Source organism: Nonomuraea sp. NPDC003707, from assembly GCF_053587055.1.
In genome coordinates, this window is record NZ_JBSFNK010000004.1 from 411,593 (window position 1) to 435,885 (window position 24,293).

21 protein-coding genes are annotated in these 24,293 nt (G+C 70.6%); 8 read left to right on the top strand and 13 right to left on the bottom strand.

Annotated features, from left to right (window positions below):
• The first annotated feature begins 97 nt into the window (after nt 1-97).
• Nucleotides 98-1,237: a cystathionine gamma-synthase gene (locus tag ACWDRB_RS12755; protein ID WP_350725751.1), complete on the top strand. Its 1,140-nt coding sequence runs from the start codon at nt 98-100 to the stop codon at nt 1,235-1,237.
• Between the two features lie 55 nt (nt 1,238-1,292).
• Here ACWDRB_RS12755 and ACWDRB_RS12760 read toward each other — a convergent pair whose 3' ends face one another.
• Nucleotides 1,293-1,724 carry a hypothetical protein gene (locus tag ACWDRB_RS12760; RefSeq protein ID WP_350725749.1) on the bottom strand — a complete coding sequence of 144 codons (432 nt, stop codon included), beginning with the start codon at nt 1,722-1,724 and terminating at the stop codon, nt 1,293-1,295.
• A 10-nt stretch (nt 1,725-1,734) separates the two neighbouring features.
• Nucleotides 1,735-1,962, bottom strand: a complete 228-nt coding sequence (locus ACWDRB_RS12765) for a hypothetical protein (protein ID WP_449893361.1) — start codon at nt 1,960-1,962, stop codon at nt 1,735-1,737.
• 36 nt (nt 1,963-1,998) lie between these two features.
• Here ACWDRB_RS12765 and ACWDRB_RS12770 point away from each other — a divergent pair, with 36 nt between their 5' ends.
• Nucleotides 1,999-2,421, top strand: a complete 423-nt coding sequence (locus ACWDRB_RS12770) for a DUF6292 family protein (RefSeq protein WP_350725745.1) — start codon at nt 1,999-2,001, stop codon at nt 2,419-2,421.
• Nucleotides 2,422-2,988: 567 nt separating this feature from the next.
• Nucleotides 2,989-6,234 carry a BTAD domain-containing putative transcriptional regulator gene (locus ACWDRB_RS12775; RefSeq protein WP_449893363.1) on the top strand — a complete coding sequence of 1,082 codons (3,246 nt, stop codon included), beginning with the start codon at nt 2,989-2,991 and terminating at the stop codon, nt 6,232-6,234.
• Here the strand turns inward: ACWDRB_RS12775 and ACWDRB_RS12780 are convergent.
• Nucleotides 6,219-6,920 carry a hemerythrin domain-containing protein gene (locus ACWDRB_RS12780; RefSeq protein ID WP_449893365.1) on the bottom strand — a complete coding sequence of 234 codons (702 nt, stop codon included), beginning with the start codon at nt 6,918-6,920 and terminating at the stop codon, nt 6,219-6,221. The genes ACWDRB_RS12775 and ACWDRB_RS12780 overlap by 16 nt on opposite strands.
• Nucleotides 6,921-7,035: 115 nt before the next feature.
• Here ACWDRB_RS12780 and ACWDRB_RS12785 point away from each other — a divergent pair, with 115 nt between their 5' ends.
• Both ACWDRB_RS12785 and ACWDRB_RS12790 read left to right on the top strand, forming a co-directional pair.
• A complete protein-coding gene (locus tag ACWDRB_RS12785) occupies nt 7,036-7,989 on the top strand; it encodes a hypothetical protein (RefSeq protein WP_449893367.1) in 954 nt (317 codons plus the stop codon).
• 305 nt (nt 7,990-8,294) lie between these two features.
• On the top strand, nt 8,295-8,918 hold the full coding sequence (locus ACWDRB_RS12790; protein ID WP_449893369.1) for a hypothetical protein: 624 nt from the start codon (nt 8,295-8,297) through the stop codon (nt 8,916-8,918).
• A gap of 32 nt (nt 8,919-8,950) precedes the next feature.
• On the opposite strand, the gene ACWDRB_RS12795 is transcribed toward ACWDRB_RS12790, so the two are convergent.
• The 4 genes from ACWDRB_RS12795 to ACWDRB_RS12810 all read right to left on the bottom strand — a co-directional run bounded on the left by ACWDRB_RS12795 (nt 8,951) and on the right by ACWDRB_RS12810 (nt 13,670).
• The gene (locus ACWDRB_RS12795) at nt 8,951-9,430 is read right to left on the bottom strand and encodes a GNAT family N-acetyltransferase (protein WP_449893371.1); all 480 of its coding nucleotides are present in this window, start codon (nt 9,428-9,430) and stop codon (nt 8,951-8,953) included.
• Between the two features lie 33 nt (nt 9,431-9,463).
• On the bottom strand, nt 9,464-11,440 hold the full coding sequence (locus ACWDRB_RS12800) for a vWA domain-containing protein (RefSeq protein ID WP_449893727.1): 1,977 nt from the start codon (nt 11,438-11,440) through the stop codon (nt 9,464-9,466).
• Nucleotides 11,441-11,470: 30 nt separating this feature from the next.
• Nucleotides 11,471-12,217 carry a hypothetical protein gene (locus ACWDRB_RS12805; RefSeq protein ID WP_449893373.1) on the bottom strand — a complete coding sequence of 249 codons (747 nt, stop codon included), beginning with the start codon at nt 12,215-12,217 and terminating at the stop codon, nt 11,471-11,473.
• A gap of 61 nt (nt 12,218-12,278) precedes the next feature.
• Nucleotides 12,279-13,670 (bottom strand): sigma 54-interacting transcriptional regulator, encoded by a 1,392-nt coding sequence (locus tag ACWDRB_RS12810; protein WP_350725727.1) that lies wholly within the window; start codon nt 13,668-13,670, stop codon nt 12,279-12,281.
• A gap of 171 nt (nt 13,671-13,841) precedes the next feature.
• Between ACWDRB_RS12810 and ACWDRB_RS12815 the strand changes: the two genes are divergently transcribed.
• A complete protein-coding gene (locus ACWDRB_RS12815; protein WP_192793806.1) occupies nt 13,842-15,011 on the top strand; it encodes an FIST signal transduction protein in 1,170 nt (389 codons plus the stop codon).
• Between the two features lie 119 nt (nt 15,012-15,130).
• Here ACWDRB_RS12815 and ACWDRB_RS12820 read toward each other — a convergent pair whose 3' ends face one another.
• The 5 genes from ACWDRB_RS12820 to hppD form a co-directional block, all read right to left on the bottom strand.
• Complete coding sequence (locus ACWDRB_RS12820) at nt 15,131-15,796, bottom strand: hypothetical protein (protein WP_449893375.1); 666 nt, start codon at nt 15,794-15,796, stop codon at nt 15,131-15,133.
• The gene (locus ACWDRB_RS12825) at nt 15,793-16,341 is read right to left on the bottom strand and encodes an RNA polymerase sigma factor (RefSeq protein ID WP_449893377.1); all 549 of its coding nucleotides are present in this window, start codon (nt 16,339-16,341) and stop codon (nt 15,793-15,795) included. The genes ACWDRB_RS12820 and ACWDRB_RS12825 overlap by 4 nt, the downstream gene beginning before the upstream one ends.
• A 72-nt stretch (nt 16,342-16,413) precedes the next feature.
• Nucleotides 16,414-17,826: a M1 family metallopeptidase gene (locus ACWDRB_RS12830; RefSeq protein WP_449893379.1), complete on the bottom strand. Its 1,413-nt coding sequence runs from the start codon at nt 17,824-17,826 to the stop codon at nt 16,414-16,416.
• Nucleotides 17,827-17,870: 44 nt separating this feature from the next.
• The gene (locus tag ACWDRB_RS12835; protein WP_397373893.1) at nt 17,871-18,311 is read right to left on the bottom strand and encodes an RDD family protein; all 441 of its coding nucleotides are present in this window, start codon (nt 18,309-18,311) and stop codon (nt 17,871-17,873) included.
• A gap of 34 nt (nt 18,312-18,345) precedes the next feature.
• The gene (gene hppD, locus ACWDRB_RS12840; protein WP_449893381.1) at nt 18,346-19,455 is read right to left on the bottom strand and encodes a 4-hydroxyphenylpyruvate dioxygenase; all 1,110 of its coding nucleotides are present in this window, start codon (nt 19,453-19,455) and stop codon (nt 18,346-18,348) included.
• A 103-nt stretch (nt 19,456-19,558) separates the two neighbouring features.
• Between hppD and ACWDRB_RS12845 the strand changes: the two genes are divergently transcribed.
• Together ACWDRB_RS12845 and ACWDRB_RS12850 are read left to right on the top strand one after the other, a co-directional pair.
• A complete protein-coding gene (locus ACWDRB_RS12845) occupies nt 19,559-20,038 on the top strand; it encodes an Lrp/AsnC family transcriptional regulator (RefSeq protein ID WP_397373949.1) in 480 nt (159 codons plus the stop codon).
• A gap of 255 nt (nt 20,039-20,293) precedes the next feature.
• The gene (locus ACWDRB_RS12850) at nt 20,294-22,294 is read left to right on the top strand and encodes a transglycosylase domain-containing protein (protein ID WP_449893384.1); all 2,001 of its coding nucleotides are present in this window, start codon (nt 20,294-20,296) and stop codon (nt 22,292-22,294) included.
• Here the strand turns inward: ACWDRB_RS12850 and ACWDRB_RS12855 are convergent.
• Nucleotides 22,291-24,243: a thioredoxin domain-containing protein gene (locus tag ACWDRB_RS12855; protein WP_449893387.1), complete on the bottom strand. Its 1,953-nt coding sequence runs from the start codon at nt 24,241-24,243 to the stop codon at nt 22,291-22,293. The genes ACWDRB_RS12850 and ACWDRB_RS12855 overlap by 4 nt on opposite strands.
• Nucleotides 24,244-24,293 lie beyond the last annotated feature (50 nt).

A 24,293-nucleotide genomic window follows, 5' to 3' on the forward strand; every position in this document is an offset into this window, starting at 1 on the left:
CGCGAGCCATCGCGGGGCCGTTGGGGGACGGTGCCCGCGAGCGGCCCGCGATCCGGAGGGGACGGATCGCGGGCCGACTTCCATTAACGTGGCGGGTATGAGCAACGGTTTTGAGACGCTGGCCATCCACGCAGGTCAGGAGCCCGACCCCACGACGGGTGCGGTGGTGCCGCCGATTTACGCGACCTCCACCTACAAGCAGGACGGCGTGGGCGGTCTGCGTTCCGGATATGAGTACAGCCGTTCGGCCAACCCCACCAGGACCGCGCTCGAAGAGGCGCTGGCGGCGGTGGAGAGCGGCGTGCGCGGGCTCGCGTTCGCCTCTGGGCTGGCCGCCGAGGACACCCTGCTGCGCACGGTGTGCAAGCCGCAGGATCACGTCGTCATCCCGAACGACGCGTACGGCGGGACGTACCGGCTGTTCGCCAAGGTTCACCAGCGCTGGGACCTGCACTACGACCCGGTCCCGCTGCACGACCTCGACGCCGTCGCCGCGGCGATGACGCAGAAGACCAAGATCGTATGGGTCGAGACGCCCACCAACCCGCTGCTCGGCATCGCCGACATCGCCGGGCTGGCGCAGCTGGCCCACGACAACGGGGCGCTGCTGGTGGTGGACAACACGTTCGCGTCGCCGTACCTGCAGCAGCCGCTCCAGCTGGGCGCGGACGTCGTCGTGCACTCGACCACCAAGTACGTGGGCGGCCACTCCGACGTGGTCGGCGGGGCGCTGGTGACCGTCGACCGCGGCCTCGGGGAGGAGCTGGCCTACCACCAGAACGCGATGGGCGCGGTGGCCGGGCCGTTCGACGCGTGGCTGACGCTGCGCGGGCTCAAGACCCTGGGCGTACGCATGGACCGCCACTGCGACAACGCCGAACGCGTCGTCGACCTGCTGCTCGCGCACCCGCGGGTGACCCAGGTCCTCTACCCGGGGCTGTCCGAGCACACGGGGCACGAGGTGGCGGCCAAGCAGATGCGGCGGTTCGGGGGCATGGTGTCGTTCCGCGTCGCCGGGGGCGAGGCGGAGGCCGTGGAGGTGTGCAACCGGGCGAAGCTCTTCACGCTGGGGGAGTCCCTGGGCGGGGTGGAGTCGCTGATCGAGCACCCGGGCAGGATGACGCACGCCTCGGTGGCCGGATCACCGCTGGAGGTGCCCGCCGACCTGGTGCGGCTGTCGGTCGGCATCGAGACCATCGACGACCTGCTCGCCGACCTCACCCAGGCGCTCGCCTGAGCGGCTGCCCGGGCCTCTGGCCAGGCACCCGCTCGCCTGAACGGCTGCCCGGCCTCTAGCCAGGCACCACCATCAGGAAAAGGATCACCAGCCAGATCACGGACACGAGCCCGCTGATCGCGGCGATCCTCCCGATCTGCACCTTCGCGTCGTCCTCGGGGCTCTCGCTGGAGAGCGCCCGCAGGGCGGTGCGCAGGTCGCGGTCGATGATGACGAGCAGCACGGCGGCCACGATGAACAGCGTCATCGAGGCCGTCATGTACCACTTGCCGAGCAGTCCGCCGCCGAGCACCGCGCCGAGCGCCACCCCGAACGCGAACACGCCCAGGGTGCCGAGGCTGTAGATCCTCGTCATGCGCTGGATGATCTGCAGCGCGGGCACGTTCTTGTTGCGGATGACGCGCGGCGCGGTCATCGTCGCGGCGGTGACCGGGCCGATGGTGAAGATCGCGAAGGCGATGTGCAGCCAGAGAAGCAGGGACGACATGCCCGAGAGACTAGTCCCCGGTGATCTCGGCAGCGGACTCGACACTCTCTTTGCTCTTTTCGGAGCACCACATGATCATTTCTGTGGCCGCGACGGCGACGACCATCAGGACGATGAGCAGAACCGTGGCTATCATGGGCACCCCTCCTTCCCCGTATCCGACGTAAATATCGTCCGTAATGACTAGACGGCTGTGCAACGGAATAAGTTCGGCGCGGGTATGGTTGGTCACTGTCATTTTTTCTTACTGTTAGGGCACAAGGGGGTGCCGTCCGTGGCCATCAGGCACGTCAAGCCGTACTCCGACGAGTGGCTGCAGCAGCCGACGAGCTATGTGCGGCAGGTCATCGGCGTACTGGGACCTGAGGTGGCGGACTGGTGGGAGGGCCCCTGCGATCCGCGTGACGCGACGCTGAAGCTCGCGGACGGGGCCGTCCTGGTCTGGGACGAGGAGAGCGGCTGGCGGCTGGGCACGTTCGTCTCGGGCGGCCGTGGGGCCCACACCGAGCTGACCGGCATCCGCTACCTGGGCCACGGCCTCCTCCCCAAACCGGAACGCGTCCCCTCGGCCCTCAGCGACGCCAGGGCGGGAGTCGGCGCCAGCTCGGCCTGGCGGCCCTGCTACCGATCCCACCGCAACTGCCACGACGGCTTCGACGTGGCCCTCGACTTCTACTCCCGCCTCATCGACGCCTGACCCCCAACTGCACGGGCCTTCGCCAGGTGGCGCGCTTCGCGCGGATGCGGGCTCCTCTTACGGGGGAGCCAAGCTCCCCCGGGCCCCCTTGCCGGGGGTTTCCCGACCCCGGACCCCCGGCGGTCGGCCGGTTACCGTCCGGTGGGCTGTCCCACCCGTTGACCGATTGGGTGGTTGACCTGCTGGAGCCCGCCCTAGCGGCTGAGCAGGCACGTCGCCGGCCGTCTGGACAACGGCGAGGGCGGACTGCGGACCAGGTCGTCCATCCGTGCAAGGTCGGGCCAGGCCAGGTCGGCGGGCCGCCGAGGGTGAGCTTCACGAGCGGGTCGAGGCGATTGCCCGGTTAGGGTGGGCGCGCAGGCAGATCGCCCAGGTCGTAGCCAACGCCCGCACCACGATCGGCATCGGCATCGCCACCGTGCCGGATCGGATGCCAAGGACCCGTGCCGTTCCCGGGCCTGGGCACGCCACGACGGAGCCGCCCCCGGGGCCCGAGGCAGCGCCGTGGTGAACCACACCAGCCCTCCTTGTCGTAAGATCAGGCGACTTCATGAGGGTGGTAGGGCTGTGGACATCCGTGTGCTGGGCCCGCTGGAGGTCGTCGGCGACGACGGGCGGTCGTGTCAGATCGGCTCGCTGAAGATGCGGGCGCTGGTGTGCGGGCTGGTGCTGGCGGAGGGCCGGCCGGTGGCCCCGAGTGCGTTGATCGACCGGTTGTGGGGCGAGGAGCCGCCGGCCGAGGCGATGGCGTCGCTGCACTCGTACGTGTCCAACCTGCGCCGCCTGCTGGAGCCCGGACGCCGGGCCAGGGCGCAGAGCCGGTTGCTGACGTTCGGGCCGGTGGGTTACACGCTGGCGATCGATCCGGAGCAGGTGGACTCGACGCGGTTCCTGCGCCTGGTCGGGCAGGCCGAGCAGGCGGCCGAGCCCGCCGAGGCGGAGCGGCTGGCGGGCGAGGCGCTGGCGCTGTGGCGCGGCGAGCCGTACCAGGAGCTGGACGACCAGGCGTATGTGACCGCCGTCAGGGCGCGGCTCACCGAGGCCCGGGAGCGGGCCCGCGAGCTGCGGGTGAGCGCGGTCATCCAGCAGGACCGCCACGGCGAGTTGCTGGGCGAGCTGGAGGCCCTGACCTACGAGCACCCGCTGCGCGAACGGCTGTGGGCGTTGCGGGCGCTGGCGCTCTACCGGAGCCGCCGCCAGGGCGAGGCACTGGAGACGCTGCGCACGGCCCGCCGGATCCTGGCCGAGGAGCTCGGCATCGACCCGGGCGAGGAGTTGCGCGCTCTGGAACGCGACATCCTCGACCAAGCCCCGGCCCTGTTCCCCCACCGGCCGCCGCAGCCGCCCGAGCCGCAGGTGGCCGAGAGAGGGATCACAGGCCGGCAGGAGGAGCTGGCCGCGCTGGACGGGCTGCTGGAAGCGGCGGCGGCGGGCCGGACGGGGTTCTCGCTGATCACCGGGGAGCCGGGGATCGGCAAGACGCGGCTGGCCGAAGAGCTGGTGAGCCGGGCCCGTGCCAGGGGTTTCACGGTCGCGGTGGGGCGGTGCGCGGCGACGGAGGGCGCGCCGGCGTTCTGGCCGTGGGTGACGGTGCTGGAGCGGCTGGCCGACACGCTGCCGCCACTGCCCGCCGACGTACGCGCGAACCTGCCCGGAGTCGGCTCCGCGACCGGGACCGATCCCGAGGGCGCGAGGTTCCGCACCTACGGAGCGGCGGCACAGGCGCTGACCGCGGGCCGGCGGCCGGTGCTGGTGGTGCTGGACGACCTGCACTGGGCGGACCGGTCCTCGCTGCGGCTGCTGAGCTACCTGGCCGAGTACGTGCTGGACGGCAGGCTGGCCGTGGTGGGCACGGTACGCGACTGGCCGCCGCCGGAGGGCGCGCTGGCCGAGGCGTTCGAGGCGCTGTCGCGCCGGCAGGCGGTACGGCTGCCGCTGTCCGGCCTTTCGCCGTCCGACCTGGCCGAGCTGACCCCGGCGGGCACGGACGTGTGGGCGATCAGGGACCGTACGAACGGCAACCCGTTCTTCGTCACGGAGCTGATGCGTTACCTGGAAGCCGGATCGCCGGGCCGCGGCACGCTGCCGCTGGGCGTGCGGGACGTCGTGCTCGGCCGGGTGAACCGGCTGCCCGAGCCGTCCGCCGAGTTGTTGCGGGTGGCGGCGGTGGCCGGGCGGGAGTTCGACGTGACGATCGTGGCCGAGGCCGCCGGGCTCGACCTGGACGCGGCGCTGGACCGGCTGGAGCCCGCCATGGCCGCCGCCCTGGTCGCGGAGGGGCGGCCCGGCCGGTTCCGGTTCGTGCACGCGCTGGTGCAGGAGGCGCTCACCGAGGTGGTGCCGGTGCTGCGGCGGGCCCGGCTGCACGCCGCCGTGGCCGCCGCGATCGAGTCGCGTACCGGCGGCTCCGCCTCCGACCGGCTGGCCGCCGCCGCCCACCACTGGTTCCAGGCGATTCCCGCGGGCCACACCGCGCGTGCCTGGCGGGCGGCGTGGCGGGCGGCGGAGGAGGCCAAACGGCTGCGCGCGTACGACGTGGCCGTCGAGCTGCTGGAGCGGGCCGGCCAGGTGGCCGAGGACGACCCCGAGCTGGGCCCGGCCGAGCGGATGGACCTGCTGTTCGCGCTGGCCGAGGCCAGGTTCGGGGCGGGCGACTCGATGGGGCAGGAGGCCGAGCTGACGCGGCTGCGCCGCCTGGCCAAGCAGGAGGGCGACCGGCGGCGCTGGATCGAGGCCGCGACCGGGTACGGCGGCCGCATCCTGCAACCCTGGAAGGTCTACGGCGACTACGACGCCGATCTGCTGGCGGACCTGACGGAGCTGGCCGCCGACGAAGGGCTGGAACCGTCGGCCCGGGCCCGGGTGCTGGCCTGCCTGGCGCTCCAGGCGTACTACCAGCCGGGGTGCGACCCCGTGGAGCGGGACCGGTTGAGCGCCGAGGCGGCGCGGCTGGCCCGCCAGGAGAACGACGCGACGCTGCTGGGCCGGGTGCTGTTCGCCCGCTACTACGCGCTGCTCGACCCGGATTCGGTGCGTCAGCGGCTGGAGGCGGGGGAGGAGATGGCCCGCGCCGGGCTGGAGGCGGGCGACGACGAGCTGCGCACGATCGGGCTCACCTGCCAGGGCGGCACGCTGCTGGAGCTGTGCCGGGTGCCGGAGGCCCTGGACGTGCTGGCCGAGGCGGAGCGGCTGATCGGCCGTACGCACATGCCGTACCTGCGGATCATCCTCGACTGGCTGCGGCTCGGCGCCATCGTCCACCGCGGTGACCTGGAGGCGGCCGAGTCGCTGCTCGCGGCCACCGCCGCCGAGCAGCGCGCCACCTCGATGTGGGGTCCGGAGAGCACCGCGGCCGGCGCCACCTACCAGGTCGCGCTCATGCGCCTGCGCCGCGGGGAGGCGGATGCGATGCAGCCGCCGCAGGAGATCTCACACGACCAGCTCGACCAGTTCAACCTGGACGGGTACGCCCACTACCTGGTGGTCAGCGGCCGCCTGGAGGAGGCGCGGCGGGTGCTCGGGCCGTGGGAGCGGCAAGCGCCGATCCCACGCACGTTCGTCTACCTGTTCTGGCTGGTCATCCGCTGCGAGACCTGGGCGGGGCTGGGCGACCGGCAGGCCTGCGCCGACCTGTACGAGGAGGCGTCCCCGTACGCCGACCGCATGGGGATCGCCGGGCTGAGCCTGCTGATGTGGCCGGTCAGCCGGTCGCTGGCGCAACTGGCCGAGGCACTGGGCGATGCTGAGGCGGCGCGGCGGCATGCCGAGCACGCCGAGAGCGTGGAGCGCGAGCTGGCTCACCCCCACAGGTAGGCCGTGCGCCGCCGGTAGCTACCGCCGGCCAGGGTGTTGAGCAGCACCATCGGCCGGGGCGAGGTCCTGCGCAGATGGGCCTCGACATCGGGCGGCAGCTCGGAGGTGATCCAGCCGACCAGCGTGATCAGCTTGCGGAAACCGTACTGCTTCATGATCGTCTTGTGCCCCTCCGCGTCCTCCTCCGGGGTGATGTGGGCCATCATCAGCGGGATCCCGTCGGTCTCCTCGTGCGCCAGGTGCGCGCCGAGCGTGTCGGCCAGCGCGCGCAGAACGGTCATGAGCCGCTCGCGCCGCTCCTCGGACGGGTCGGCGTCGAACGCCTGGAAGGCGTCGGTGCTCTCGCGGATCCAGTGGTCGCAGGCCTCGTGCTCGGCCTCCAGCGCGTCGATCGTGCCGACCGCCTGCGGCGCCCGCTCCCGCAGCCGCGGCCAGACCGTCTCGTCCTCGGCGGTGTGGTGGTGGTGCAGCACGAACAGCACCCACGCGTGGTGCTCGCGCAGGGCGGTGATGCGCCGGCGGTCGCCGAGGCGGACCCGGCCGATCGCGGTGATCAGGTGGCCGAGGTCGCGGCGGAAGCCGTAGTGCGCCAGGTACATGTTGGTCATGTCGAGCGGCCCCGGCGCGGCGGCGGCCTGACCGGGCAGCGTGATCTGCGGCACGTTCGGGTGTGCGGCGGTGCGCATTGTCGTGCTCCTTCTGGTTTGTCAGGGTGCCGTCATCGTGGCCTCCCGGTCTTGGGCGGTTCTTGAGAACCGACTCCAAGAACGGCCCAAGACACCGTCATTAGCGTGCGCGGGCATGACCCTCACGCTCCCCACCACGACGTTCCGGAGCTCCGTGGTGTGCGCCTACACCTCGCTCACCCGCGACGGGCGGCCCATCACCTGGCCCGTCACCCCGTACACCGGGTCCCGCGGCACCATCGACGTCAGCACCGGCCTGACCTATCCCGACAAAGCCGAGCGGGCGCGCTGCGATCCGCGTGTCGCGCTGCTGTTCGAGGGCGATCCGGTGGTGCTGGTGCAGGGCCGCGCCACCGTCCGCGACGCCGACCTGCAGGCCAACACCGACCGGTACGTCCGCGAGTCCCAGGCCAAGATCCCGGACGCCTTCGCTGGGCTGCCGTGGTTCCTGGTCAAGCGCCTGACCTGGTACTTCGCGCGGATCTACATCGAGGTGACCCCTGAGCGGATCACCTGGTGGCCGGGCGGCGACCTGACCCGCGACCCGCTGACCTGGACCTGCCCGCCCGGCACCACGGCCCCCGCCTCGGACCCGGCCCCGTCGGGTTCCCGCCTGCCCGGCCGCTCCGCGTCGCCCGCCGACTGGCGCCCGTATGCCCGCCGGGCCCGCGACCTGGGCCGGCCGATCGTGTCCACGGTGGCGGACGGCCGGCCCGTGACCGTGCCCGCGCGTGCCTTCTCCCGCACCACGACCGGGTACGAGCTGGATCTGCCCGCCGGCGTGGCCGCCGTGCCCGGGCCGGTCTGCCTGACCTTCCACCGGCACGATCTCGGCATGCGCTGGCAGGAGAACGTCGTGCTGCTCGGCACCGCCGCCGTCCACGGCGACGGCCGGCTCACCGTCGCGATCGACCGCGCGCTGCCCGACTGGAGCCTGCCCGAGGACCGCCGCCTGCGGACCCGCTCCTTTCTCGGCCGCGGCAAGCAGCTGCGGCGCCGGCTCCGGGCCGAGGCCGCCCGCCGCGCCCAGCCGGTGCCGAAAGTCCGCCTGCGGGCGGATCATTCGTAGCGAGCCCGGCGGGCGTACCTCGGGCGGTCGGCGCATCGCCTGCCTTGGACGGCTTGCGACGGTGGCGGCGCCGCGGGCGTCAATCAGCAGCCGGGGATCGCCCCGCTGGAGATCAGCCGGCCAGGGCCATGGCCGTGGTGCGGGGCCAAGCTGCCACCAAGCCCTCACCAAGGCCGGGGTCAAGCGCTCTCCAAGAACGAATTCCTAGGTTCGTCCATGCGACCACGACGGACGACGTGCCGTTTCGAACGGAACGCGTCGCGCCGGCAACTCGGCGCAGAGACTCGACCACGGCAAGGAGAAACATGCGAATCGCTAAATCCGCGCAGATCGTCGCGGCGGTCACGCTGGCCACGGCGGGATTGGTGAGCGTCACCGGTCCGGCCTGGGCCGGCGCGGCCTACGGAGAGTTCCAGAGCGGTAAGAGCCTCGGCGCGCAGACCAGTGGGTACGTGCCGGTGAAGTGCCCGTCCACGCTGCCGTACATCGTCGGTGTCGCCGGCGAGACGACGATCAGCTCAGAGGTGGACGCGCAGCACACGAGCCTCAACAAATTCGAAATCGACGACGCCAATCGGTCGGTGAAGGTCTACTTCTCCAATACGCAGTCATTCGAGGATGCGGCCCACCACCCGATCGATGTCTCGCTCACGGTCACCCTGGCCTGCTCGAACGAGAAACCGGCGCAGCCGCCTGTGCCGATGGTCAAGCAGCGGGTGGATGTGAACCCCCTCGGAACACTGGGAACCTTCATCCTGTGCCCGCCGAGTCATCCCAAGCTCAGGAACGCCATAGAGATCCATGAGCCCGGGCTGGTGAATGTGGGACTCTCGGACACTCCGGGAAGTCCTGGTGCCTCCGCCAGCTGGCGCAACGATGACGCCCTCTTCTACAGGCGAGGTGTGCTTCACGCGTACTGCACGACGTGACGAGGCGGTCGGCACGGGCACGCCGGCGCCCCTCAGGTCGTGGGAGAGGGTGGGGCCGGGGCGTGGAGGGTCAGCAGGATGTGCTGGTCCTCGCCGTGCCGCACCGTGCCGGACCGCTGGAAGCCGACCTTCTCCAGGAGCCGGACCGAGCCGGTGTTGCCTTCGTACGGGTCGGCGTAGAGGGGACGGGCCTTCTCCTGCTGGAGGAAGAGCGTCAGGGCCCGGGTGCCGACGCCGCGGCCCCAGAACTCGCGGCCGAACCAGTAGCCGATGAAGCGCCGCTCCTCCTCCCACCAGGCCACGATGTTTCCGGCCAGCTCGCCGTCGACGAGGACCGCCTGCACGAAGACGGTGGGGTCGGCCAGGATCCGGGTGGCCCAGTGGTGGAGGAAGCGCTCCCGGGGGCGGGGCGGGAACCTGGACCTCCGGGCCGCCTCCGGGTCGTGCTCCTGTGCCAGGAAGACCTCCAGATCGGCCTCCACCACGTCCCGCAACCGCACATCATCGCTCATGGCGAGCGAGTCTGGCATACGGCACCGACAAACTCAGCGGGCGCGGCGCAGGCGGAGGAAGTCGCTGACCACGTACTCGCCCAGGCGCTCGGCACTCGGCGAGAAGACGCGGCCGCCGTTCCTGCGGGCCACCTCGTCCACGAACTCCTTCAGCCGGTCGTCGGCGGCCAGCATGAAGACGTTGATCGTCGCCCGCCGCCGGGTCATCTTGTCGACCTCGGCCAGCGTGAGCTCCAGCGTCTCGTGCGACGGCGGCCACTCGAACGCCGACCTGCCGTTGCGCATGAGGTGGGCCGTGGGCTCGCCGTCCGTGACCACCAGCACCACCGGCTCGAAGTCGGGGTGGCGGTCGAGGTGGCGGCCGGCGATCAGGAGGGCGTGGTGCAGGTTGGTGCCCTGGACCATGTCCCAGTCGAGGCCCGCCAGCTCGTCGGGCTGCAGCACCCTGGCGTAGTTGGAGAAGCCGATGATCTGGACCGCGTCCTGCGGGAACTTGGACGCCACCAGGGCCTGGAGCGCCAGCGCCGTCTGCTTGGCGGCGGCCCAGGTGCCCCGCAGGGCCATCGAGTACGACAGGTCCACGAGGAGGCAGACGGCCGCGGCGGTGCGGCGCTCGGTCTCGGCCACCTCGAAGTCGTCCACCGAGAGGCGGACCCCGACGCGCCCACCGGAACGGCCGGTGCCCGGGGTGGCGACGCCGCCGCTGCGCACGCCGTTCACCAGCGTGCGGACCACGTCGATGGGCTGTTCGTCGCCGAAGCGCCACGGCCGGGTCGAACCCGTCAGCTCCCCGGCCGAACCCGCGTCGTGCTGGTCGTGGTCGCCGCGGCGGCCCGCGTCGAGGGAGGAGAACACGCGGCGCAGCGCCGTCTCGCCCAGGCGGCGGACCGCCTTGGGGGTGAGCTCCAGCTTGCCCCGGCGGCGCAGGAGGTAGCCCTGCTCCTCCAGTTCGCGTTCGATGCGCTTGAGCGCCTCCAGGTCGTCCACGGCCGAGCGGCCGAGCGCACGGCGTACGGCGGACTCGTCGATGTCGTCCAGCCTGGCGCCCGGGTAGTCCTGCCGCAGGGCGGTCTCCAGCTGGGTGAGGTCGGCCAGCTCCTCCAGGGCCGTGACCGCGTCGCCCATGCCCAGGGGTTCCTCGCCGGTGAGGCGTTCGGGGGCGTTCCACGCCAGGTCGGGGCGGCGGGCGTAGAGGGCCTCGCCGAGGCGGCGCATCTCATCGGAGAGCCCGGCCTGGTCGAGGGTCTGGTTGATCAGGCCGGCGAGCTCCTCGCGCTGGCGCGGGGTCATCGAGGCCAGCATGCGCTGCGTGGCGGCGGCGCGGCGGGCCAGGATGTCGACGAGCTCCTCGAGGTTGCGCGGCTTTTCGGGGAACAAATCGCCATATTTCCCCATAAAGTCGTCAAAATCGGCCTGGGTGTGCTGGCCGCGGGAGTCCTTGTCCAGCATCTCGTTCAGGTCCGCCATCATCTGGCGGACGCGTTCCATCGCCTCGGGGTCGGGGTTGGCGAGAGCGTCCCGCAGGCCCCTGAACTGGCTGTCCAGGACCTCGCGCCGCAGCAGGTCGCGCAGCTCCTCGAACGTCTGGCGCGCCGCCGAAGAGCGCCACTCGTACGTGCTCAGCTCCTGGATCGCGCTGGCCGTGTCCTCGGGCAGCGCGTCGAGCTCGGCCTCCCGCAGCCGCGCGTCGTCGGACGGGTCGGGGAACAGCTCGGCCCGCTCCTGCCCGATGGCCTTGTCGAGCAGCGCCCGCGCCTTCTCCAGCGTGCCGTCGAGCCGTCCGCGCTCGCGCAGGTCGCGCCGGCGCCGGCGCACCTCCCTGAGCATGTCGTCCAGCCCGCGGCGGTCCTGCGCGCCGGGCAGGCCGCGCTTGAGCAGGTCGCGCAGGGCGTGGACCGGCGTCGAACCGGACAGGATCGCGTCGCCCATCTCGTCGAGGGCCGCCCGCACGTCGTAGGGCGGGGCGAGGGGATCGGGGCCGTCGTGGTACTCACCATAGCGAAAGGCCATCACGCACCCACGCTAACCCGATCCGCCCGTTTACGCGTCCCCGAAGACCTCCCACACCTCGTTGACGCCGCCCGCCTCGGGCGTGTAGTCGATCTTCACCAGTACGGGGTGCTCGACCGTCTTGAGCGCCTTGGTCAGGTCCGCCGAGGTGCACGACTTCTTGCCGAGCCCCTGCTTGTCGGCGTTGACCGGCTTGCCCGCCAGCCACCCGTCCCGGCAGCGCGCGGTGGCCCGGTAGAAGCTCGTGGCGTGCGTGTACCCGAGCTTGACGGTCTTTCCGCCGGTCGTGAACAGGACCGTCGTGTCGTTGACGCGCTTGAGCGTGCCGCGGGCGGTACGCGTGCCCGGCCACTCGGTGACCAGGAACTCGTTGATCTTGACGGCGTCCGTGCCCCGGTATTCGACGCGGAGCGGAACGGGCCCGCGGGCCAGCCCGTCGGTCAGATCCCCGGGTTCGCAGGCCGTCCGGCCCAGCCCCTTGGCGTCGAGGGCCACCTGGCCCTCGGTCTCCTTCAGGTCGCACGCCACCGTGACCCGGCCGAAGGAGGCGCCGGTGTAGTCGAGCCGCACCTCCTGTGCCCCGGCCACCGGCTTGAGCCGGTAGCTCCGGAACTCGCCCTTCCGCACGAAAGTGGCTGACTTGGGGACGATCCGCAGGTGCCCCTTCCCGTCGGCCCAGGCGTACCCGTACACGACCTTGGCCGCCGTGGCCTCGGCGGAGGCGGGCACGGCGATGAAACCCATGGCAAGAGCGGTGGCACAGGCAAGCAGGCGCATGGGCGGCCTCCCGGTCGGCGTGATCAGCTATCCACTATGACGCGGAAGACCGCCGATATGTTCATGTGCGGTAGACGCTCACTCCGTCAAGGTCTTCCTTGGACAGGCGCCGCATGAGGTAAAGACCCTCCAGCGCGAACTCCAGGGCTGCTGCCGCGTGCCCCGGCGACTCCTCGCCCGCGCCCATGCCGAGCCTGGACATGACCTTCGCCAGGCCCGTGACCGGGCCCATCCGGTGGAGCAGCTCGCCGGCGGGGACCAGCTCGCCCGACTCCACCTGGGTGCCCTCGGAGAACTTGTCGATGATCGCCGACAGGTCCATGCCGCCCAGCCGGGTCCTGAACGTCTCCGCCGTGGCCCGGCGCAGCAGGTGGGCGAGGATCTCGGTCTCCCTGCCCTCCTCGCTCACCTCGAACTCCACCTTGCCCCGCAGGCTGTGGACCACCGAGGCCAGGTCGACCACGCGCGTGACGGCCTGCTCCTCGCCCTGCAGCGCCGCCCTGCGCACGGCCGAGGCCGCGGCGGTCTCGGCGGCGGCGATCGAGAAGCGCGCCGACACGCCGGAACGGGCGTCCACCGCCGTGGACTCGCGTACGAGCCGGGTGAACCTGGCGATGACCTCGATCAGGTGTTCGGGGACGTCGGCCCCGATGTCCGGCACGGACTCCTGGCGGATGAGCGTCAGCTCGTCCTCGACGGTCAGCGGGTAGTGGGTGCGGATCTCGGCGCCGAAGCGGTCCTTCAGCGGGGTGATGATCCGGCCCCTGTTGGTGTAGTCCTCGGGGTTGGCGCTGGCGATGAGCAGGATGTCGAGCGGGAGCCGCAGGTTGTAGCCGCGTACCTGGATGTCGCGCTCCTCCAGCACGTTGAGCAGTGACACCTGGATGCGCTCGGCCAGGTCGGGCAGCTCGTTGACGGAGAAGACACCGCGGTTGGTACGGGGGACGAGGCCGTAGTGGACGGTCTCGGGGTCACCCAGGGTGCGACCCTCGGCGATCTTGATCGGGTCGACGTCGCCGATCAGGTCGCCCACGGAGGTGTCGGGCGTGGCGAGTTTCTCGCCGTAGCGCTCGTCGCGGTGCTTCCACGCGACCGGCAGCTCGTCCCCCAGCTCCCGCGCGAGGGCCTGACAGCGCGTGCAGGCCGGCGCGTACGGATGGTCGTTGATCTCGCAACCTTCGACGACTGGGGTCCATTCGTCCAGCAGACCGGTGATGGTGCGGATGAGCCGGGTCTTGCCCTGGCCGCGCTCACCGAGGAGGACCAGGTCGTGCCCGGCGAGCAGGGCCCGCTCCAGGTGTGGCAGGACGGAGTCGTCGAAGCCCACGATGCCGGGGAATCGTGGCTCGCCTGCCCGCAGCTTGGCCAGCAGGTTCTCCCGGACTTCGGCTTTGACGGTGCGATGAACGTGGCCGCTCTCTCGCAACTCGCGGAGAATACGTGGCTGATGCACGGGAACGAGACTACGTCCCCCGCGAGCAATGCGGCAGAGAGTTTCGCATCTGGCGCAGATTTCGGATCTCGACCATTGCGTGACGTTTCGTGCGCGTGCTTGTCCTTTTAGTGGGGAGAATCGGGCCTAGGGAACTTTGACATGTCGAGGGAGGCGAGACTCGTGGCCGTTATGACTAGCCGCTTCGCCGACGGCCTCGCCGTGGGTTCCGACCTGGTGGGGGCCGCGGAGACCGCCGTGGGCCAGGCCCTGTCGAGGCTCAGTGGCCGGGCCGACCTGGTCTGTTTCTTCATCTGCGGCGATGATCCCGAGGACGTCGCGCGGGCCGGTGAGGCCGCTATGAGGCTCGCGCCCGACGCGCACGTGGTCGGATGCAGTGCCACGGGGGTGATCGGCGACGGACAAGGGGTCGAACTGCTGCCCGCGGTGAGCGCGTGGGCGGCGACCTTGGACGGCGCCCGGCTGACGACCTTCCAGCTGGAGACGCTGGCGGCCGAGGACAGGTTCGTGGTGGTCGGGCTGCCCGAGCGGGGCGCCGATGATCATGTGGCGATCCTGCTGGCCGACCCGTACACGTTTCCGACCGACGCCTTCGTCGAGCGCTCCGTCGATGTGCTCGGCGACCTGCCGTTGATCGGCGGGCTGGCCAACGGGTTGCAGGGACGGGGCTCCGTACGGCTGTTCGCCGACGGCGAGGTCTACACCGAGGGCGCGATCGGCGTGCTGATCAGCGGCCCGGTCAGGATCAGCACCGTTGTCAGCCAGGGCTGCCGCCCGATCGGGCCCAGCATGGTCGTCACCGCGTCGGAGGACAACCTGCTGCTGGAGCTGGCCGGACAGCCCGCGCTGGCCCGGCTGGAGGACATCGTCAGCGAGCTGGACGAGGACGACCGCGAGCTGGTCGCCTCCGGCCTGCAGATCGGCGTGGCCATGGACGAGTACGCCGAGCGCCACGAACGCGGCGACTTCCTCATCAGGGGAGTCATCGGCATCGATCCCGAACGCGAGGCCGTGGCCATCGGCGACATCGTGGAGATCGGCAGGACCGTGCGCTTCCAGGTACGCGACGCGGCCACCGCCGACGAGGACCTGTACGACCTGCTGGACGCCCATCGGGAGCAGCTCGGCAAGGTGGACGGGGCGCTGCTGTTCTCGTGCAACGGACGGGGCTCGGCCATGTTCGGCACGGCCGACCACGACCCGGTCGCCCTGCGTGACACGCTGGGGCCCATCGGCATGGCCGGCTTCTTCGCCGCCGGCGAGGTCGGGCCGGTAGCGGGTCACAACCATGTGCACGGGTTCACGGCGTCCGTCCTGGTTTTCTCCAGCCCAGGCCCGTGACACACGCCTGAAGGCCCGGCGGCCCCGTCTGCTCGGGAGGGCCACCGGGCCTCAAGCCGCCCGGGGCGGCCTCCAGGAGGCGCCGGGCCTGGACAGGGCCGGCCCCTGGCGCGGGTGGGTTACTCGGTCGCCGAGTCGGTGCTGGGCCCCTGGCCCTCGTCCCCGGTGCCGGTGTGGAAGCCGCCCCCGCCGTCCTGGGCGTCGGGATCGGGCATCGCGGTCGGCTCGCAGGGCGAGACCGGCCCCTTCACTATGGTGAGCGACATCCCGAACGGCGGCTGGTCGTCGCCGGCCTTGCTCTTCGAGACGGCCATCACCAGCGTCGAACCCTCCGGCACCTCCCCCTTCTCGATCATGAACGAGGTCACGTTGTCCGACCGGCCGAAGCTCACCGCGAACTCGCCCGGACCGTTCCCGTTCGCGCCACGCGGCATCTTGCAGGTCTGCCCCTCGGGCAGGTAGTCGACGATCGCCTTGACCCCGGCGTCGGCCAGGTCGGCCTGCAGCCCCTCCGGGTCGTTGAACTTGTTGATCCGCACGGTGATCACCCCGTTGGCCCCCGTGGTCACCGCGTACGCCGGGCTGCCGCCGAGCCCGGACAGCACCACCACCGTCGCGGTGGCGGCCGCCGCGACCCCCGCCAGCGCGGCGGACAGCCCCACGTAGCGCCGCCGGGAGCCGCCACGCCTGGCCGGTGTCACAGTCGTCGTCACGTCGTCCTCCGCCGTTCTCGTCGTGATCTCTTCCTTGAGTGCACTGAGAAGGCGCTCCTCGAAATTGCTCATGCCTGTCCCTCCACGTACACAGGTGCCGACGGCGAAGCGACGCGTTCAAGAGCCCGTCTTGCCCGGTGCAACCTGACTCGTACGGTCACCTGCCGGATGCCCAGGACCTCGGCGACCTCGGCGACGGTGAGCTGGTCGATCGCGACGAGCTCCAGCACCGCGCGCTCGCCCTCCGGCAGGCCGCGCATGGCCTCCAGGGAGCCGCGCATCCGGCGCTCGGCGTCGATCCGCTCCTCCATCCGCACGAGGTCGTCGTCGTCCATCAGCCGCCGGCCGGCGACGCGGCCGGTCGCCCGCGCCTCCCGGGCGGCCTGCCGATGCCGGGCCGACACGACGTTGCGCGCGACGCCGTACAGCCAGGCGATCTCGGTGCCCCGGCCGGGCGCGTAGGTGTGCGCCGAGTCAAGCACCGCCAGGAAGATGTCCGCCGTCAGGTCGGCGGCGAGGTGAGGGTCGCTCACCCGCCGGACCACGAAACGCATGACGGCATCCACGTGGCGGCGATAGAAGGCCTCAAAGGCCGCAGGGTCTTCGTTGAGGCGCACTGGCCTCGCTCCCTTCGTCGTTCGCCTTACATCCGTACTTGGACCGAGCGACGAGAAGCGTTTCCCCGCAGGTCAGCTGGGGCGGCGGGGCTGGAAGAGCCAGGCGTCGAAGAGCGGGCGGAGGTTTTTGCCCGACAACTGCTCGGAGAGGGCGATGAACTCCTCCGTCGTGACGTGACCGTAGCGGTGGTCGGCGGTCCACGTCTTGAGCAGCCTGAAGAAGGTGTCGTCGCCGATCGCGTCGCGCAGGGCCTGCAGCGTCATGGCGCCGCGCGTGTAGACCGACGCGTTGAACAGGTCGGAGGGCTTGGCCCGCCCCGGCGGGTAGGTCCACATCGGGTCGTCGGCCGGGCGGGCGTGGAGGTCCTTGAAGATGGCTTCCGCGGTCTTCGTGCCCTTGTGCTCCTGCCACAGCCACTCCGCGTACGTGGCGAAGCCCTCGTTGAGCCAGAGGTCCTTCCAGCGCTTGAGGGTGAGGCTGTCGCCGAACCACTGGTGGGCCAGCTCGTGCGCGATGATGGTCGCGTCGGGCTCGAAGCCTCCGTAGAGCGGCTTGGTCTGGTTTTCCAGCGCGTAGCCGGCCATGTAGTCGTCGATGACGCCGCCGGTCGAGGAGAACGGGTAGGGGCCGAAGACCGTCGACCAGTAGTCGGTGATCTCGCCGGAGAGCTGGTAGAGCTTGCCGAGCGAGCTCTTGAACTTGGGATCGACGGCGGCGAACTCCGGGATGCCGCCGGGGGTGCGGCCCTGGCGCAGGTCGAACTTGCCGAGCGTGGCGGTCGCCAGGTAGGTCGCCATCGGGTGGAGCTCGCGCCACCGGTAGGTGGTCTTGCCGCCGGCGGTCGTGGGCCGGCCCTGGAGCTCCCCGTTGGACACGGCGGTCAGCCCGGCGGGCACGGTGATCGCGAAGTCGAACGTGGCCTTGTCGGCAGGGTGGTCGTTGTTGGGGAACCAGGTCTTGGAGCCGTTGGGCTCGGAGGCCACGAAGGCGCCGTCCGGGGTCGGGATGAACCCGTACGTGCCCAGGTTGTCGCTGTCCTCGGCGGCCTTGGGACGCCCCGCGTAGACGACCTTGACGGTGAAGCGGGACCGGTTGCCGAGCGGGCGGGAGGGGGTCACGGTGAGCTCGTCGCCCTTCCGCCTGAACCTCGCCGCCGCGTTGTCGACGGTGACCTGGCGCACGTCGTAGCCGGCCAGGTCGAGGTTGAAGCTCGACAGGTTTTGAGTGGCGGCGGCCTGGATGGTGGTCCGCCCTTCGAGCTGTTTGGTCTTCGGGGTGTAGTCGACGGCCAGGTCGTAGTGGGACACGTCGTAGCCGCCGTTGCCGTCCTCGGGGAAGTCGGGGTCGCCGATGCCGGCGGCGCCCGGTCGGTAGTCGGTGACGGCGGGCGGGTCGTCCGCGCTCGCCGCTCGGCCGTCGGTGGGCGCACAGGCCAGCACACTCAGCGTGGCCAGCAGTGCCACCCCGCGTCTGTCGAAACGCATTGGCAACACGCCCCTTCGGATCGTGACCAAAATCTTACGCTGAGTCAGGCATTCACCACGACCGTCCTGGCGGCCTTGTCATGTACCGCCTGTTTGCGAGCGTCGAAGAGAATCCAGCCGAGGTCTATGAGCGAGCCTACGCAGCAGACCCAGGCGAGCGCGGTCTCGACGATCTGTCTCACCGCGGCCTGCGCCACGGTGATCCGCGCGCCGTTCTCCTGCACGACCCGCATGCCGAACAGCCTTTTGCCGAGGGTCTGGCCGTTCCAGAAGGCGTGCAGGAGCCAGAAGTACAGGAAGGCCACGAGTCCGGCCAGGAAGGTGTGCTCCACCGGGTAGCGGTCCCAGGCCCCTCTGCTCCGGTCCCAGACGTACTCCCAGCTCGACCAGGTGAAGGGGGCGGAGATGACGTTGACTATGAGCCAGTCGAGGACGCCGGCGAACAACCGTCGCCAGCGTCCCGCCAGCCCCGGTGGTGATCCCATGATGTCCTGATGACCACCACTAAGTCGGGACAAACTAAAGGTTGCCCCTTCGTTCCTGTTCCCGCTCGATCGCTTCGAACAGCGCCTTGAAGTTGCCCTTACCGAATCCCAGCGAGCCGTGCCGTTCGATCAACTCGAAGAAGACCGTGGGCCTGTCCTGCACCGGCTTGGTGAAGATCTGCAGCAGGTAGCCGTCCTCGTCGCGGTCCACGAGGATCTTCCGCCGCTTCAGCTCCTCGATCGGCGCCCGCACCTTGCCGATGCGCTCCCGCAGCTCGGGGTCGTCGTAGTACGAGTCGGGCGTGTCCAGGAACTGCACGCCGGCCGCCCGCATGTGGTCGACCGTGGTCAGGATGTCGTTGGTGGCCAGGGCGATGTGCTGCACCCCGGGGCCGCCGTAGAACTCCAGGAACTCGTCGATCTGCGACTTCCTGCGGCTGACGGCCGGCTCGTTCAGCGGGAACTTGACCTTGCGCGTGCCGTCGGCGACGACCTTGGACATGAGCGCCGAGTACTCGGTGGCGATGTCGTCACCGACGAACTCCGCCATGTTCGTGAAGCCCATCACCTTCCGGTAGAACTCCACCCACTCGTCCATCTTGCCCAGCTCGACGTTGCCGACGCAGTGGTCGATCGCCTGGAAGAGCCGCCCGCCCTTCGTCGCCGGCGGCGCCACCAGCGGCTCGGCGGCCACGTAACCGGGCAGGTGGGGGCCGCCGTAGTTGGACCTGTCGATCAGCGTGTGGCGCGTCTCACCGTAGGTGGCGATGGCCGCGACCTGCACCTTGCCGTGCTCGTCCTCCATCGTGTACGGCTCCGCCAGCCCCTCGGCCCCGTGGGCGACCGCGTACGCGTACGCCGCCTCCACGTCGGGCACCTGGATCGCCAGGTCGATCACCCCGTCGCCGTGCTCGGCCACGTGCCTGGCCAGGTCCGTGCCCGGGCGGACCGCGGCCCGGAACTCGAACGTGGCACCGCCCGAGACCAGCACGTACGCGACCTCGTCCCGGCTGCCGTTCTCGGGCCCGCGGTAGGCCACCAACCTCATGCCGAACGCGGTCGAGTAGTAGTGGGCGGCCTGCTTGGCATTGCCCACGGCGAACACGACGGCGTCCATGCCGTTGACCGGAAAGACATCATTCATACTGGCAACTCTCGATATCCCTGAGCTCAGTGCGCAAGAGTTACTTCAATCGGTGGACAACCTGCCTAGCGGCGCTCCGAGATATCCGGTAAATCTGTACAGTATGACGATCGATGAGCTGGACGCCAGGTTGATCGCCCTCATGACGGAGGAGCCCCGCCTGGGGGTGCTCGAGTTCTCGCGCCGGCTCGGCGTGGCCCGCGGCACCGTACAGGCCCGGATGGACCGGTTGATCGCCAGGGGCGTGATCACCGGGTTCGGGCCGGACGTGTCGCCGGAGGCGCTCGGCTATGACGTCACCGCGTTTGTCAGCATGGAGATTAGACAGGTCGCCGGGCACGACCCGGTGGCCGACCGGCTGGCCGCCATCCCGGAGGTGCTGGAGGTGTACACGATCACCGGCGACAGCGATCTTCTCTGCCGCGTGGTGGCGCGGACAAATGCCGATTTGCAGCGGGTTATCGACCGAATCGTTGATGTACAGGGTGTGCTCCGGACTAATTCGATCATCGCCCTGGACACCCCGGTTCCCTATCGAGTGCTGCCGTTGGTCGCCGATGTTCCGCGCCGCGGTGACCGGTAGCCGTACTATCGCTAGGGGACGAGGCACCGTTATCGATCGTTTAGCCTTGACATTCGCCCAGCGCATGAGGGGTGACAAGGGGGGTCGAGGGTGCGGAGCGGCGGTGGCAACGGGATGCGAAAACGACGAGTACTCCGACTTCTACTGATTTCATTTGGCGCGGGAATCCTCGTACTCGTCGGGCTTTTCGCCGTCGCATGGGCGCTGACGCCTATTCCCGATTCCACGCAGAAGCAGGCCACCGCGCAGGGTTCGGTGATCTATTACCGCGACGGCAAGACCGTGCTCGCCCGCCAGGGCATCGACCGCAAGAGCGTCGAGCTGGCCAAGGTGCCCAAGCACGTGCAAGAGGCGGTCATCGCGGCCGAGAACCGCTCCTTCTACGAGGACGGCGGCGTCTCGGTCAAGGGCACCGCGCGGGCCGTCTGGTCCACCGTCACCGGGCAGCAGCTCCAGGGCGGTTCGACGATCACCCAGCAGCTCGTGCGCAACTACTACAGCGGCCTCAGCCAGGAACGTTCCGTCACCCGGAAGTTCAAAGAGATCCTCATCGCGATCAAGGTGGACCAGTCCAAGTCGAAGGACTGGGTGCTCGAGCAGTACCTCAACACGATCTACTTCGGCCGTGGCGCCAACGGCGTCCAGTCGGCCGCCCGCGCCTACTTCGGCAAGGACGTCGGCCAGCTCAGCGTGGCCGAGGGCGCCTACCTCGCGACGGTGATCCAGCAGCCCAGCCGCTTCGCCGACCCCAAGGGCCCCGACCTGGCGGCGGCCCAGGAGCGCTGGAAGTCCGTGATCGACGCGATGGGCCAGACCGGCATGCTGACGCCCGCCCAGGTCGCCGCCCAGCGCTTCCCCAAGCTCACGGCGCCGAAGAAGCCGTTCGAGCTCAAGGGGCAGGCCCAGTACATGCTGGAACAGGTCACGGCCGAGCTCAACCGGCGCGGCTACTCCGACGAGGACATCAACGGCGGCGGGCTGAAGATCGTCACGACGTTCGACAAGAAGCTCATGCAGGCCGCCCAGCGGGCCGTCAAGGACGTGCTGCCCGACGCCACGCCCAAGAAGGTCCACACGGGGCTGGCGGCCGTCGATCCGGCCACCGGTGAGATCGTCGCGTTCTACGGCGGCAGCCCCGCGCAGTCCCAGTACGACAGCGCGTTCTCGGCCAAGGTCCAGGCCGGCTCGACGTTCAAGCCGTACACGCTGGCGGCGGCGCTCGAAAACGGCCTCGACCTGTCCACCAGGGTCGACGGCAACTCGCCGATGCGCGTGGCGTCCGACCCGAAGCCGATCCCCAACGACAGCGACCGCTCCTACGGCGAGATCGACCTGGTGCAGGCCACCCAGAACTCGGTCAACACCGCGTTCGTGGACCTCGGCCAGAAGGTCGGCCTGGACAAGGTCGCCGCCGTCGCCGAGAAGGCGGGCATCCCCAAGACGCAGCTCGAGAAGCAGCAGAGCTACGCGTCCTTCCCGCTCGGCGTCTCCTCGGTCAGCGCCGTCCAGAACGCCTCGGGCTTCTCCACGTTCGCCAACAAGGGCGTGCACATGGAGGCCCACGTGGTGATGTCGGTCACAGACGCCGAGGGCAAGAAGAAGACCGTCGAGCCGGTCTCGACGCGAGTGGTCGGCGAGCAGGCCGCCGGGGACGCCACGTACGCGATGCAGCAGGTCGTCAAGTACGGCACCGGCACCGGCGCCCGGCTCTACGACCGCCCGGTGGCCGGCAAGACGGGCACCACGGACAAGTCGAAGAGCGTCTGGTTCAACGGGTTCACGCCGCAACTGGCCGTCGCCGTCGACATGTTCAGGGAGGACAACGCCACCGTCACGATCCCCGGGTACGGCACGCAGTTCGGCGGCCAGCTCCCGGCGCAGATCTGGCGGGCGTTCATGACCGAGGCGATGGCGGGCAAGCCGGTCGAGGAGTTCCCCGAGCCGTCCGACTACGGCTGGGGCCCCGACTACTCGTCGCCCGACCAGAACCAGGACGGTCCCCAGCAGGAGTACACGCCGCCGTCCGACCCGAACGACTGGTTCGACAACACGCCCGAGCCCGACATCACCGCGCCCCCGTCCACGGACGGCCCGCCGGTGACGGATCAGCCGAGCGACAACGGGCCGCAGCAGGACCAGCAGCAGCCCGACGAGCAGACCGGCCCGCCGTCCACGCAGCAGCAGACGCCCGACCAGCCCACGACCGGGGGCGACACGATCAACGACGCCACCACGGGCCGCCCCCAGTCGGGTTAGCGCGCCGCGCCCAGCTCCGCCCGCAGGTCATCGACCGTCGTCACGGGCAGGCGGCAGGTGAACCCCTTGCACACGTACGCGGCAGGCGCCCCGCCGACCAGCCCGCGCCCCTCCAGCAGCTCGGGGAAGTCGCCGGGGCCGCGGGCGACCACCAGCCCCGGCACGTCGGCCAGCAGCGCCTCTCTGTGCAGCTCCGCCGTGCGCGGGTCGTCGGCCGGGCCGATCACGGCCACCTCCACGGGCCCGTCCAGCGCCGCCCGCGCCACGGCGAGGCCCCAGCCCGCGAACCTGGCGTGCCCCGTGGCCAGCACGGACACCGCGCCGAGCGCGGCCTGGGCGGCCTCCCTGTGCCGCGTGGAGCCGGTCAGGGCGCCGTAGGAGAGCAGCGCGCCCGCGGCCGCGAACTGGCCCGACGGGGTGGCGTTGTCCGTGGGGTCCTGCGGCCGCTGGAAGAGGCGTTCGGAGTCGTCGGCCGTGTCGTAGAAGCCGCCCGTGTCGTCGGCGAACCTGTCGAGCACCGTGTCCAGCAGCGAGCCCGCCAGCCGGAGCCACCTGGCCTCGCCGGTCACGCCGTACAGGGAGATCAGGCCCTCGGCCAGGTTGGCGTAGTCCTCGAGCACCCCGGCGTTGGTGCCCGCCCGGCCGTCCTTGGACGTCCGGAGCAGCCTGCCGTCCGCCACGTGGGTGCTCGCGAGCAGGCCGGCCGCGGCCGTGGCCGCCGCCACGAGGTCGGGGCGCTCGAACACCACGCCGGTCTCCGCCAGGGCCGCGATGGCCAGGCCGTTCCACGAGGCCACGACCTTGTCGTCGCGCCCCGGGCGTACGCGCTGCTCCCTGGCGGCCAGCAGCCGCTCGCGGACGCTCGCGTAGCGCGCCGGGTCGTCGGGATCGCGCGGGAGCTGCAGGACGGACGTGCCGTGCTCGAACGTGCCGGTCACCTCGAAGAGCTCCTGCGCCCAGCGCCCGTCGTCCTCGCCGAGCACCTCACGCAGCTCCTCGGGCGTCCAGACGTAGAACTTGCCCTCCACGCCCTCGCTGTCGGCGTCGAGCGCGGAGGCGAACCCGCCCTCCTCGGTGCGCATCTCCCGCAGCAGCCAGTCGGCCGTCTCCAGCGCCACCCGCCGCGCGAGCTCGCCGCCGCCCGCCTTCCACCAGTGCGTGTAGACGCGCAGCAGGAGCGCGTTGTCGTAGAGCATCTTCTCGAAGTGCGGCACGACCCATTCCGCGTCGACGCTGTAGCGGGCGAACCCGCCGCCGAGCTGGTCGTACAGGCCGCCGCGGGCCATCGACCCGAGCGTCTCGCCGCTCATCTCGCGCTCGCCCGAGCGCAGCAGGAACTCCAGCACCATGGACGGCGGGAACTTCGGCGCCCTGCCGAAGCCGCCGTTGACGCCGTCGAACTCCTGGCCCAGGTTGCGCATGGCGAGCGCCAGCGTCTCCTCCTTGGGCACGGCCCCGCTGGGCAGCGCGGTGTTCGTGGTGAGCGCCTCCACCACCTTGGCGCCCTGCTGCAGCACGGACTGCCGGTCGCCGACCCACACGTTGTGGACCTCGGTGAGCAGGCGCTGGAAGTGGGGGCGCGGGAAGTAGGTGCCGCAGTAGAACGGGTGGCCCTCGGGAGTGGCGAACACCGTCATCGGCCAGCCGCCCTGGCGCGTCATGGCCTGGGTGGCGCCCATGTAGACAGCGTCCACGTCCGGCCGCTCCTCGCGGTCGACCTTGATGTTGACGAAGTGCTCGTTCATCAGGCGCGCGGTGCCGGGGTCCTCGAAACTCTCGTGTGCCATCACGTGACACCAGTGACACGCTGAGTAACCGACGCTGATCAGCAGCGGCACGTCCCGCCGTCTGGCCTCCGCGAACGCCTCCTCACCCCAGGGGTGCCAGTCCACGGGGTTGTCCGCGTGCTGCAGCAGGTAGGGGCTCGTGGCGTCTTTCAAGCGGTTCATCAGGACCTCCACTGATCAGCCTAGTCCGCCCCCGCCCCGGGCCTCTCCCG